Source organism: Marisediminitalea lipolytica, assembly GCF_001758465.1.
Taxonomy (GTDB): domain Bacteria; phylum Pseudomonadota; class Gammaproteobacteria; order Enterobacterales; family Alteromonadaceae; genus Alteromonas; species Alteromonas lipolytica.
In genome coordinates this window covers 81,675-94,547 of the sequence record NZ_MJIC01000001.1, presented here as the reverse complement: position 1 = coordinate 94,547, position 12,873 = coordinate 81,675, and the positions used below count along the sequence as shown (strand labels likewise).

The window sequence follows — 12,873 nt, the reverse complement described above, 5'->3', positions numbered from 1 at the left end:
TAACTACCTGTAACGGCATGCTTTTGCATGCCGTTTTTTTACCTACGGAGAAAGCATGCGATATTCGTTGTTAATTTTGTTGAGCTGTCTGGCCCTCGGTGCCTGTCAACCCAACACCGAAACGCCCGTCCCCGCCCCAGCGGAGGCAACTGAGAAACTGCCAGTGAAAGCCGTCGTGGTCGCCATGTTTGAGATTGGCCAGGACGAAGGCGATCGCCCTGGTGAATTTCAGTTCTGGAAAGAACGTTACGGCCTGACCGAAAAGTTTGATTTTCCACACGGATTTCATGACCTTTATTACAACCCTGAAAAAGGCGTACTCGGCATGGTCACCGGTATGGGTATTGCCCGCGCTTCATCGGCGTTTACCGCGCTGGGACTGGACCCTCGCTTTGATTTAACGAAAGCCTACTGGCTCATTGCAGGCATTGCCGGTATCGACCCGCAGGATGGCTCGATTGGCTCTGCGGTATGGACGGATTATCTGGTCGACGGCGATCTTGCCCATCAAATTGATGCTCGCGAGATACCCGAAGACTGGCCCACAGGGTATTTTCCCTTATTTGCCCATGCGCCTTACCCTGAACAGGAAGGCGATGTCGTTGCTCACAATGGGGAAATGTTTCAGTTGAATACCCAACTGGTGGACTGGGCATTCAATCTGACCAAAGACATTGAGCTGATGGATACCGACGCCATGCTTACCTTACGCAGTAAATATACCGCAATGCCTGCCGCCCAATTACCGCCCAAAGTGTTACGCGGCGACCATCTGGCTGCCTCTACCTTCTGGCATGGAAAGCTGTTTAACGACTGGGCTAACGACTGGACGTCTTTCTGGACCAACGGTAAAGGCAACTTTATGACCTCGGGTATGGAAGATACCGGCAGTTATCAGGCATTAACTTATCTGGATAAGGCTGGCCTGGTGGATAAGCAACGAGTAATGGTATTACGCACGGCAAGTAACTTTACTATGCAACCTACCGGTATGACGGCGGCAGAAAACCTCGCCTCTGAAAGTACCGGTGCTGGTTATGCAGGTATGCTACCGTCATTGGAAGCGGCCTATAAAGTGGGCAGTACCGTGATTGATGAAATTGTCCTTAACTGGGATAAGTACGCAGATAGCCTGCCAGCCAAGCCATAATCATTATCTTCAGATACAAAAACGGGGCTCATGGCCCCGTTTTGCTTGTTGCGCTTTTGTTCAGGCTGCTTTTGCTATCAGCTGATCAATACACCGCAGCCAGTTGTTTTTTTCTTCGGCGGGTAAAAATGAACCCACAAAACTGTTTTTCACCAGTTGCACCAAGGCCGACTCGGTCATGGCCAGATGGGTCATCAGGGCTTTGTAATTGTCGTTAAGATAACCGCCAAAATAACTGGGGTCGTCGGAGTTCACTGTTACGCACAATCCTCGCTCAAGCAAATCCAGAATATTATGCTGAGCCATATTATCAAACACACACAATTTGATATTACTTTGGGGGCACACAGTAAGCGCCATGCCACTGTCACTTAAGCGTTTTAACAGGGCCTCGTCTTCGTCGGCGCGCACGCCATGGTCAATCCGGTCTATTTTGAGCAAATCGAGGGCTTGCCAGATATACGCTGGGGGGCCTTCCTCGCCGGCATGGGCAACACATTTAAAACCCAGAGCCCGGGCTGCGGTAAAGACCTTAATAAACTTTTCTGGCGGGTTGCCCTGTTCTGAACTATCGAGTCCGACCGCTTTAATTAAAGGATAATAGTCACGGGCCTGATTCAGGGTTTCAATGGCGGCGGACTCTGGCAAATGACGCAGAAAAGACATGATAAGGTAAACGCTAATACCAAACTCGGCTTTGGCTTCGTCAATAGCCCGCTGAAAGCCCGGCATAAATACCGCAAACCCAATGCCCCGCTCGGTGTGGGTCTGAGGATCAAACATAATTTCGGTATGTACCACGTTATCGGCTTTGCAGCGCTGCAAATAGTCACGCATCAGCAGGTAAAAATCCTCTTCATCACGCAATACATCTGCGCCCTGATAATACAGATCTAAAAAACTCTGCAAATTATCAAACTGATAAGCGGCTTTTATCGCCTCTACGGAATCATAGGGTAAATCTACCCCGTGCTTGCCTGCCAGTGCCCACATAAGTTCGGGTTCCAGTGTCCCCTCAATATGCAGGTGCAGTTCTGTCTTGGGTAACTGCTCAATTAATTTTATTAGTCTCATCGCGTTATGAAGCTCCCTCACGCACTGTTGTCAGGCAAATTCACCAATTAGGTGCATTTGGTGATGGCTCCATGCCAAAATAGCCTGCATCAAACTGATTTATAACAAAGTTGGTCTCAGCGCTACCAACCAATAACGGTGATATATCTAAGCCTAGCAGAATACAGACCAACTCTTTGACTAAATGGTCAGTTTTTTGCTTAGGTTTGATTACATCAGGGACAGCAACACAACAATAAAGAGAACACACTATGTCTTCGACGCTGATAGAGCGGCTTTTCAAACTTGAGGCCCATGGCACGACCATTAAAACAGAGGTCATTGCCGGGCTGACCACCTTTGCAGCTATGTCGTATATTCTGGTAGTTAACCCGGGAATACTGGGCCTGTCTGGCATGCCCGCAGTAGGTCTGATCACCGTGAGTGCTCTGGCGGCGTGCCTGGGTACCATGTTGATGGCCTTTATGACCAACTACCCGATTGCGCTGGCACCGGGTATGGGCCTTAACGCCTTTTTCGCTTTTACCATTTGTATGACCCGCGAAATTCCCTGGGAGGCGGCGCTGGGTATTGTATTCTGGAACGGCATGCTGTTTTTGCTACTCACGCTAACCGGGGTAAGAACCCTGATAGCCGAAGCCATTCCGCCGTCGTTAAAAATAGGGGTACAGTGTGGTATCGGGTTATTTATTGCCTTTATCGGCCTTAAAAATGCCGATTTAATTGTGGCTAATCAGGCCACTTTTGTGACCATTGGCGACCTGTCTAATCCTGCCGTTATGCTGGCGCTCGCCGGTATTGTACTGACTATTATTCTGGTTAAGAAAAACGTGACCGGCGGTATTTTGCTGTCGATTGTATTACTCACCTTAGCTGGTACCCTGATCCCAACCGAAAACGGCATGCTCACCCCAACCCCGGAGGCCATTGTTGGCATGCCGGAGCCCATTAGCGAAACCTTTTTTGCCATGGACATCATGTATCCCATCGAGCATTTTGCCGAGACCTGGGATCTGATTTTTGCCCTGATGTTTGTCAATATGTTCGATACCATTGGTACCCTTATTGGCGTTTCACGGCGGGCAAATTTACTAAATGAAGAAGATAAACTGCCTAAAATTGGTGCCGCCATGACAGCCGATGCCACCGCCAGTGTCGTTGGTGCCGCATTGGGCACCTCGCCGGTAACCAGCTATGTGGAATCTGCCGCAGGCGCCTCGGCGGGCGGGCGCACCGGTCTTACCGCCATTGTTACCGGTATCTGTTTTCTGCTGGCCTTATTTTTAACGCCACTCATGAAAGTAATTCCGATCATGGCCACTACCCCGGCATTAGTTATGGTGGGCATACTCATGATGGAATCTATCCGTCACCTGGAGTTTGACGATTTAGGTGCCACGGCAACGACGGTAGTTGCGCTAATGGCAATGCCACTCACCTTCAGTATCAGCGAAGGCATTGCGCTGGGCTTTATTACTTACGTAGGGGTAAAAGTGGGCACCGGTAAGCACAAGGAAATCAGTGTGATTACCTATCTGCTGGCCTTATTGTTTATCCTCCGTTACGCCTTTGGTCTTTAAAATACAAGATACACCGGGTAACAAAATACGTTACTCTCCCCCGTGATACCGGAATCGGCTTTAGCCGCTATCCGGTATCTCCTGAAACGTTTTGCTCACTCAATAATACTTATTCGGGCACTCAGTTTTACTAGCAGAGGCCGGTATAACAATTATGTCTGGAGGCGGTAATGCGATGTTTAGACATCAGCATTTTACCCGTTCGGTTATTGCGAACTATTGACCAACAAAAAGTTTCAGGTAATCCGTAGGCTCGTCACGGACGACGAGCCAGGGCTGTGCGGGCAGGACCAACGGTGATGTTTGAAAGCTTAGATTCTGTGCCTTAATACTAACAACGTCCCGATATCTAACAGCGTTATTTTGAATAAGGGAAATGTTCCGCCCAGTGCCGGGCAATTTGCTCTCTGGTACAACACCACACCTGTTCATGATTTTGCACATACTCGACAAAGCGTTTTAACGCAGCAAAACGGGCCGGGCGACCAATGATACGGTTATGCAAACCAATAGAAAGCATTTTGGGTGCATCCTCACCTTCCTCGTAAAGAACATCAAAGGCATCCTTGAGATAGGTAAAGAACTGGTCACCACAGTTGAACCCCTGTGGCGTAGCAAAACGCATATCGTTGGTATCCAGCGTATAAGGCACAATTAGCAGTGGTTTACTGTAGTTAGTATCGTAATACGGTAAATCGTCAGCGTAGGAGTCAGCGCAATATAAAATATCGTCACGCTCTGCAATCAGCGCCAGGGTATTGGGACTGGTGCGCCCGCTGTACCAGCCAGCAGGGACTTTACCGGTAAGGGCTTTATGGCGCTGCACAGCGTCTTCTATCTGCGCACGCTCTTCGTCAATTGGCATATCCTGAAAATGGATCCAGCGTGAAGCATGACTGGCTATTTCCCAGTCGGCATCAAGCATTGCCTTAACCGCTTCGGGATGACGCTCCATCGCCATAGTAACACCGAATACGGTCAGCGGAATGCCGGCCTGGGTAAACAGTCGGTGAAGTCGCCAGAATCCAGCGCGGGAACCATATTCATAGATGGACTCCATGCTTAAATGCCGGTCGGGATAAGGCTGCGCACCGATGATTTCTGACAGGAAAATTTCGGAGTGGCTATCACCGTGTAGCACACAGTTTTCGCCGCCCTCTTCGTAATTAAGGACAAACTGAATCGCTACTCTGGCATTTGCTGGCCATTTAGGGTGAGGAGGATTGGCACCATAACCAATCAGATCTCTTGGGTAATTACTCATTCTGCTGACTCCTGATATTTTTTCGGAACGGATAAACCGCAGCCCGATAGCACTAGCTGAATCAACTGTCTGGTGGCTTCGTCAAAATCGGCGCGTTTCATCGCTTTGCCACGCAAACTGGTGATCTGAGAAGAGAAGTCAGCATAATGCTGGGTGCAGGCCCAGATGTTAAATAGCAAATATTGCGGATCTACCGCTTTCATTTTGCCCTGTTTTATCCAGTGATTAAGAATTTCGATGCGCCCATCGGTCCAGGCCACATGCTCACTGCGAAAGTATTTATGCAGGTAAGGTGCGCCGTTGAGCACTTCCATGGCAAAGATTTTAGAGGCCTGGGGATGTGTCCGGGACATGGTCATTTTGTCATTGATATAGTCGGCCAGCGACTCTGCCGGGTCATCATTTTCAGTCACCTGATCAAACCGCGAGTTCCACAATGACATAATGTCCTGTAGCAAAGCTGCATACAGCCCCTGTTTGGATTTGAAGTAATACAGAATATTGGTTTTTGGTAATTCAGCTTCATCGGCAATCTGTTGCACAGAGGTACCTTTAAAACCATAAGTTGCGAAAGCCTTTTCAGCGGCAGCAAGAATTTTTTGCTTATTCTTGGCACCGATACTACCGTCCATTTTTGATTTGCTCACCATTAACACTGTGTTCCTTTTTATCTCGAATTTTGACCAGACAGCCGGTGATAACTCAGCCTGACAACGCATCAAAGCACTATGTCGTTCACTATCTTGTCATTTTCAGCCAGCCTTGTCTCAGGCTTTACACTCATTTACAGCAATTTCCTGACCATTTAGTCACTTTTTTTATGACTAAGTGGTCAGTCCACAAATGCTGCTGGCCTCCGTCACGCCCACGGTTGTGAAATAGCCTGAATTCAACGACATATCAGTGCGGTAGCAGCAGATAAGGGGTTCATTTTCCATTCTTTAACAATAAAAACTGACCATCTGGTCTACTTTTTGAATAACAATTCCGGTATGGTATGCGTGAAATCGCCCGCCACAGAGGCCCGGAGCTCAGGATGATAAAATTTTTACTTAATAATGAATTAGTTACGCTTGAAGAGAGTGTGGCAGAAGTGTCTGTTCAGCAATATTTGCGCGAGCAGAAAGCGTTAAAAGGCAGCAAGGAAGGATGTGCCGCGGGCGATTGTGGTGCATGCACGGTCGTTCTTGGTGAAATATCGCCCTCTCAGGCAGGCATATCTTACCGCAGCGTCAATAGTTGCATTACGTTAATGGCTGCGCTGCACGGCAAGCAGCTCATTACCGTTGAACATCTTAGTGACGGTAAATCGCTGCATCCGGTACAACAGGCTTTGGTCGACCATCACGGTAGTCAGTGCGGTTTTTGCACGCCGGGTTTTGTGATGTCGATGTTTGCTCTTTATCACAGCGACAAAACCGCCGATCGTGAAACCGTTAACACCGCACTGTCAGGCAACCTGTGCCGCTGTACCGGCTACCGTCCTATTATTGCCGCCACCATGGAAAGCTGCGCGCACCGCACCGAAGATAAATTTAGCGCCCTTGAAGCTGTCACCCTGGAGCAGCTTAAGGATATTGCCCGGGAACAAACCCTGCCGGCACTGAACAACGTTTATTTACCCGAAACCCGTGAAGCCATGGCTCTGTTACTCAGCGAACATGCCGACGCAAGACTGGTGGCAGGCAGTACGGATTTATCCCTGGAGTATACCCAACAGTTAAAACCCCTGCCGACCTTAATCAGCACCAGCCGGGTTAAGGAATGCCGTGAACTGACCCTGGATCGTAACGGCATTACCGTTGGCGCAGCACTGCCGCTGAATGATATTGCAGCCGTGCTCAGCCAACAGTTTCCGGCTTTACACGAACTTATCGAACGCTTCGCGTCACTACCAATAAGAAACCAGGCCACCCTGGGGGGCAATGTTGCCAATGCGTCACCTATCGGCGATATGCCACCGGTGCTGCTGGCCTTGAATGCCAACGTCATCATTGACAACGGCAGTCAGTACCGCCACGTTGCGGCACGGGAATTCTTTACCGGCTACCGCCAGACCTTGCTGGCAGACAAAGAATGGATTAGCGCCATTCATTTCCCGGCGCAGCAGGCAGATTGTCAGGTAAAAGCTTATAAAGTCTCCAAACGCCATGAAGATGACATTTCAGCCGTGTGCGCGGTATTTACAGTGACATTGCAAGACGGCATCGTTACCCGCCTGACCTCTGGTTTTGGTGGTGTGGCAGCCACGCCAGTCAGCTGTAAGGCGCTGGAGCAACAGCTCACGGGTAAACTCTGGCAGGACCAAAGTACCCGCCAGCTTGGCATGCAACTGCTGAGTGAAGCGTTCTCGCCTATTGACGATGTGCGTGCCAGTGCGGCCTACCGTAAACAACTGCTGGCCAATCTCTGGCAACGTTTCTGGTTTGAAACTCAGTCTGAACTTTTAGCCACTACCCGGGTGCCAACTTATGCGTAAATTAGTCGAACAACCGATCAATAAAGCAGACACATCACCACTGCTACGCTCAGAAAAGCACGAAAGTGCTATCAGACAAGTTTCTGGCAGCGCCCGCTACGTGGATGATATCCCTGCGCCAGACTCGCTTTGCTATGCCAGTGTAGGCGTCACTAACGTTACCAGCGGTCAGCTGGAAGCGCTGGATCTCAGCAGTGTCTGGCAATCACCCGGCGTTATTGATGTGATCACCATCGACGATATTCCTGGCCATACCGATATCGGGGCCGTGTTTGGCGGCGACCCAATCCTGCTGGATAAAGAAGTCAAATTCCATGGTCAGCCGGTGTTTGCGGTACTGGCCGAAACTGAGGAGCAGGCCCGTATTGCCGCAACCCGTGCTCAAATGCGTTTTAGTCAGTCCGAACCGCTGCTGACCACAGAAGCCGCCCTCGCCGCCGACAGCAAAGTCCGGCCCACGCACGAATTTGGCCGTGGTGATGTGGAAGCCACTTTTAACCATGCTCCGCTCACGGCTTCCGGGCACTTATCCGTTGGCGGCCAGGAACATATGTACCTGGAAGGTCAGGTCAGCCTGGCGATCCCCGAAGAAGAGGATCGCATGAGTATTTTTACCTCCAGCCAGCACCCCAGTGAAGTACAAAAACTGGTAGCCGAAGTACTCGACGTAAAATTACACCGGGTAGCAGTGGATATGCGCCGGATGGGCGGTGGTTTTGGTGGCAAGGAATCCCAGGCAGCCCAATGGGCGTGTCTGGCTGCGGTATTTGCTTTACGCACCAGGCGCGCCGTTAAAATGCGCCTGCCGCGGATGATGGATATGCAGGTCACAGGCAAACGTCACCCCTTTGAAAATGACTACGCCATCGCTTTTAACGAGCAAGGCAAAATGCTCGGGGCTAAAATAACCGTGTCTGGCAACTGCGGACACTCACCGGATTTATCTGATGCCATCGTCGACCGCGCCATGTTTCATGTGGATAACGCCTACCAGTTGGGTGATACCCACGTGGTCGGCCACCGGTTAAAAACCAATATGGTTTCGCACACCGCTTTTCGCGGTTTCGGCGGACCTCAGGGGCTTATTGTGGCTGAGCAGATGATGGATGTGGTGGCGCGAAAAACCGGGCTGGATCCACTCACCGTGCGCAAGCTTAACCTGTACGGTCCACAAAACGGCATGACTACGCCCTATGGGATGCCGCTGGAACAGGATATCCTGGCCGATATCATTGCTAAGCTGGAAGCAGACAGCGAATACTGGCAGCGCCGCGAACAAATTCGCGCTTACAATGCACAAAGCCCGATAATCAAAAAAGGACTGGCGCTGACACCGGTAAAATTTGGCATATCTTTTACCGCTAAGCATCTCAATCAGGCCGGTGCGCTCATTCATATTTACACTGATGGCAGTATTCAGGTCAATCACGGTGGTACCGAAATGGGCCAGGGTCTGCACACCAAAATTGGCCAGATTGTCGCCCACGAATTTGGCGTAACGCTGGATAATATCGAAGTCACCTCGACCCGCACCGACAAAGTGCCAAACACCTCGCCAACAGCGGCTTCCAGTGGTACTGATCTCAACGGTAAAGCGGCACAAAATGCCTGTATTACCATTAAAGAGCGTCTCGCTGCGCTGTTTTCCGAAGAATTTAACGTTACCGCCGATGAGGTAATATTTGCCAATGGTCACGTCATGGCAGGCGGCCACTCCCTGCCCTTTACCCAGCTGATCCAAAACGCCTACATGGCGCGGATTTCACTGTCAGCCACCGGCTACTATCGCACGCCCAAGATTTTCTATGACCGGGACACCGGCAGCGGACGTCCGTTCTTTTATTTTGCCAACGGCGCGGCTGGTGCCGAGGTTAGCGTGGATACCCTGACCGGCGAATACACACTGGATAAAGTCGATATCCTGCACGATGTGGGCACCAGTTTAAATCCGGCTATTGATCGGGGTCAGATTGAAGGGGGATTTATTCAGGGCATGGGCTGGCTCACCAGTGAAGATTTACGTTGGGATGATAGCGGCCGGTTAATTTCCAATAATATGGCGACCTACAAAATACCGGCGATTGGCGATACCCCGGATCATTTTAATGTTGCCCTGTTCGATCGCCCCAATGCCGAAGACAGCATCTATCATTCCAAAGCCGTAGGCGAACCGCCGTTTATGCTGGCGATTTCTGTATGGTGTGCAATTAAGGATGCCATCGCCAGTGTTGCAGATTATCAGCAAGACCCCGCTCTGCCAGCACCGGCCACACCTGAAAAGGTGCTGATGGCCATTAATGCACTGCGAGGAGAGGCTTAAAATGCATAACGAAAAATGGCAGGTACGCCGGTGGTTTGAAGCCATTAGCTACTGCGAACAGATAGCCGAGGGTTATGCTCTCATCACCGTTATTGCCAGTGCTGGTTCGACACCACGGGATCAGGGAACCAAAATGGTGGTAACCGCTGATCGCCAGTACGACACCATCGGCGGCGGACACCTTGAATTTAAGGCAATCGAGCTGGCCCGTGAAGCATTGGTACAAAGCGTTAACAGCAGCCAGAATCAGCAGGCTGTGCACAGCTTTCCGCTGGCCAGTACTCTGGGCCAGTGCTGCGGCGGTGCGGTTAAATTGCTCATTGAAACTCATGTGAGTCATCGCCAGGTCCTGGCATTGTTTGGTGCCGGCCACGTTGCCCAGGCACTGGTGCCGATTCTGGCTCAACTGCCCTTGTCGGTTCGCTGGATTGATAATCGCGAAGCGCTGACGCCGACGCAGCCCCTTGCGGCCAACGTGCAGTTTTTATGTGATGATGAACCCGCTGGCGAAATCCCGCTGCTGCCGGCAGGCAGCTGGGTGGTAATTATGACCCACGATCACCAGCTGGATTTTGAGCTGGCTGAAAAAGCCCTTAAACAGCCCCAATTGCCCTACGTGGGCATGATAGGCTCGCAAACCAAAGCGAAACGTTTTGTCCATCGTCTGCAGGCGAAGGGGTTTAACGAGCAGCAGCTAAGTCGGTTTTACACGCCCATCGGCCTTTCCGCGATCCCCGGCAAGCTGCCCATTGAAGTCGCAATTTCGGTGAGCGCGCAAATTATTCAACGCCTGCACAAAATAGCACCACCGTCATCAGTGCAGAGCGCCCGGTTAACAAACGAGGAATTATCCCATGACTCTCGATGAGCTCAATCAGTTGGACGACAAGGCTGCCTGTGACTGGTTTGAAACCACCTGTGCAGCCCGGCGTTGGGTTAACGCAATGGTCGCGGCCCGGCCTTATGCGTCGGCAGAAATGGTTTACAGCCAGGCTGTCGAAGTATGGCAATCACTGGCCGAAGCAGATTATCGCGAGGCATTTGAAGCCCATCCTATGATTGGTGACGTAAACAGTTTACGGGCAAAATTTGCCAACACTAAACACACCGCCGCCGCTGAGCAGCAAGGCACTGCCGTAGCCAGCGAGGAAACCCTGGAATCACTGCACCGGTTGAATCATGAATATCTCAACCGACACGGCTTTATTTTTATTATCTGCGCGACCGGGTTAAGCGCCGATACCATGCTTGATGCACTTTCAAAGCGCTTACCTAATGACACCGCCACAGAGCTCGCCAATGCAGCGGCAGAACAAATTAAAATTACCCTGTTGCGACTGACCAAAGGATTAAGTGACCCAACAACACAGGAAGCCACTTCATGATTAGTTTATCCAGCCACGTACTTGATACTACCTCTGGTACGCCGGTCGCCGGCATACCGGTTACTCTGACCTGTCCGGATGGCAGCCAGGTAACCGCTACCACCAACAGCGATGGCCGCTGTAAAGAGTGGCCCGGAATAACCTTTGCCGAAGGCACCTACCAGGTGCGTTTTGCCTGCAAGGACTACCTCATTGGTCAATATGGCCAGTCTTTTTACCCCTTTGTGGATATCCATTTTGAAATGACTGAAGACGGTGGCCATTACCATGTGCCACTACTGATTTCGCCATTTGGTTTTAGCAGTTACCGGGGTAGCTAGTGACAACAATGCAATTAATTCGAGGGGCCATTCATCATTACCCCACCGCCACGACTCAGTATCATGCCGGTCTGCAAAGCTTTGCCGACGGAGGATTGCTGATTGAAGACGGCAAGATTAGCGATATTGGCGACTTTTCGACGCTAAAAGCACAATATCCTGATGCCGGGATTGTGGATTACAGCGGCAAGGTAATCATTCCGGGGTTAATTGATACCCACCTGCATTTTCCACAAACTGAGATTATCGCCAGCTATGGCGAACAGCTGCTGACCTGGCTGGATAACTTTACCTTTCCCACGGAACGCCGCTTTGAAGATGAAACACTGGCCGCGCAAATGGCCGAGGTATTTTTAACCGAATGCCTGAAAAACGGCACCACTACCGGACTGGTTTACTCCAGCGTGCATAAAGTATCTACCGAAGCATTATTCAGAGCCGCCAGCGCGCGCAATATGCTAACGGTGGCCGGCAAGGTTTGCATGGACAGACACTGCCCTGAATGGTTGCAGGATACGCCTGAATCCGCCCAGCGCGATAGTGCAGAACTGATTGAACAGTGGCATGGCAAAGGCCGGAATTATTACGCGTTAACCCCACGCTTTGCGCCCACCAGCACCCGCGAGCAAATGGCCGCGCTTGGCGAACTCGCGCAGCAGTATGATGATGTGTTTATACAGACTCACCTGTCTGAGAATCACGATGAAATTGCCTGGGTAAAGACGCTATACCCGGAGTGTCAGGACTACTTAGCGGTATATGAAAAATACCATATGCTGCGCCCCCGCGCGGTTTACGGCCACTGCATTCACTTATCCGACAGTGAGTGGCAACGCATGGCCGACAGTGGTGCCGTGGCGGCCTTCTGCCCAACCTCAAACCTGTTTTTAGGCAGCGGTTTGTTTGATATGGCCAAAGCCGATGAGTTTGGCGTGCCGGTTACGCTGGCGACTGACGTTGGCGGCGGCACCAGCTTTAATCTGCTTAAAACACTGGGCGAGGCCTATAAAATCTGCCAGTTGCGTAACTACAATCTGTCCTCGCTGCAAGGCTTTTATATGCTCACCCAGGGCGCAGCGGTGAGTCTGGGATTAAACGACCGGATTGGTAACTTAAATCCTGGCAGTGACGCCGACTTTGTGGTGATTAATCCGCGGTTCGACCCGCTTAGTCAGCTTCGTATCGGCGCCGACAGCACCTGCGAGGATACCCTTTTTGCCCTGACCATGCTCGGTGATGACCGTGCCACAGTGGCAACTTACGTGGCTGGTCAGCCACAATACCAACAACAGGAGGTTTAA

General features: G+C 50.9%; 11 protein-coding genes. 8 read left to right on the top strand and 3 right to left on the bottom strand.

Annotation, left to right across the window (positions count from 1 at the left end; all coding sequences use genetic code 11):
- Positions 1-55 precede the first annotated feature (55 nt).
- Complete coding sequence (locus tag BFC17_RS00420) at positions 56-1,150, top strand: purine nucleoside permease (RefSeq protein WP_070174490.1); 1,095 nt, start codon at positions 56-58, stop codon at positions 1,148-1,150.
- Positions 1,151-1,210: 60 nt separating this feature from the next.
- Here BFC17_RS00420 and BFC17_RS00415 read toward each other — a convergent pair whose 3' ends face one another.
- The gene (locus BFC17_RS00415) at positions 1,211-2,224 is read right to left on the bottom strand and encodes an adenosine deaminase (RefSeq protein WP_070174489.1); all 1,014 of its coding nucleotides are present in this window, start codon (positions 2,222-2,224) and stop codon (positions 1,211-1,213) included.
- Between the two features lie 251 nt (positions 2,225-2,475).
- Here BFC17_RS00415 and BFC17_RS00410 point away from each other — a divergent pair, with 251 nt between their 5' ends.
- A complete protein-coding gene (locus BFC17_RS00410) occupies positions 2,476-3,804 on the top strand; it encodes an NCS2 family permease (RefSeq protein WP_070174488.1) in 1,329 nt (442 codons plus the stop codon).
- Positions 3,805-4,162: 358 nt separating this feature from the next.
- On the opposite strand, the gene puuE is transcribed toward BFC17_RS00410, so the two are convergent.
- Complete coding sequence (puuE, locus tag BFC17_RS00405; protein ID WP_070174487.1) at positions 4,163-5,068, bottom strand: allantoinase PuuE; 906 nt, start codon at positions 5,066-5,068, stop codon at positions 4,163-4,165.
- On the bottom strand, positions 5,065-5,718 hold the full coding sequence (locus BFC17_RS00400) for a TetR family transcriptional regulator C-terminal domain-containing protein (RefSeq protein ID WP_070174486.1): 654 nt from the start codon (positions 5,716-5,718) through the stop codon (positions 5,065-5,067). Before BFC17_RS00400 ends, puuE begins: the two co-directional genes overlap by 4 nt.
- 386 nt (positions 5,719-6,104) lie before the next feature.
- On the opposite strand from BFC17_RS00400, the gene xdhA reads away from it, so the two are divergent.
- From xdhA to guaD, 6 genes are read left to right on the top strand one after another with little or no spacing between them, the layout of a single operon-like run.
- The gene (xdhA, locus tag BFC17_RS00395; protein WP_070174485.1) at positions 6,105-7,547 is read left to right on the top strand and encodes a xanthine dehydrogenase small subunit; all 1,443 of its coding nucleotides are present in this window, start codon (positions 6,105-6,107) and stop codon (positions 7,545-7,547) included.
- A complete protein-coding gene (xdhB, locus tag BFC17_RS00390; RefSeq protein WP_070174484.1) occupies positions 7,540-9,867 on the top strand; it encodes a xanthine dehydrogenase molybdopterin binding subunit in 2,328 nt (775 codons plus the stop codon). The genes xdhA and xdhB overlap by 8 nt, the downstream gene beginning before the upstream one ends.
- A 1-nt stretch (position 9,868) precedes the next feature.
- Entirely contained in the window at positions 9,869-10,735 is an 867-nt protein-coding gene (gene xdhC, locus BFC17_RS00385; protein ID WP_070174483.1) for a xanthine dehydrogenase accessory protein XdhC, read from the top strand.
- Entirely contained in the window at positions 10,722-11,252 is a 531-nt protein-coding gene (gene uraD, locus BFC17_RS00380) for a 2-oxo-4-hydroxy-4-carboxy-5-ureidoimidazoline decarboxylase (RefSeq protein ID WP_070174482.1), read from the top strand. The genes xdhC and uraD overlap by 14 nt, the downstream gene beginning before the upstream one ends.
- On the top strand, positions 11,249-11,572 hold the full coding sequence (uraH, locus tag BFC17_RS00375; protein WP_070174481.1) for a hydroxyisourate hydrolase: 324 nt from the start codon (positions 11,249-11,251) through the stop codon (positions 11,570-11,572). The genes uraD and uraH overlap by 4 nt, the downstream gene beginning before the upstream one ends.
- 8 nt (positions 11,573-11,580) lie before the next feature.
- A complete protein-coding gene (gene guaD / locus BFC17_RS00370) occupies positions 11,581-12,873 on the top strand; it encodes a guanine deaminase (protein ID WP_070174480.1) in 1,293 nt (430 codons plus the stop codon).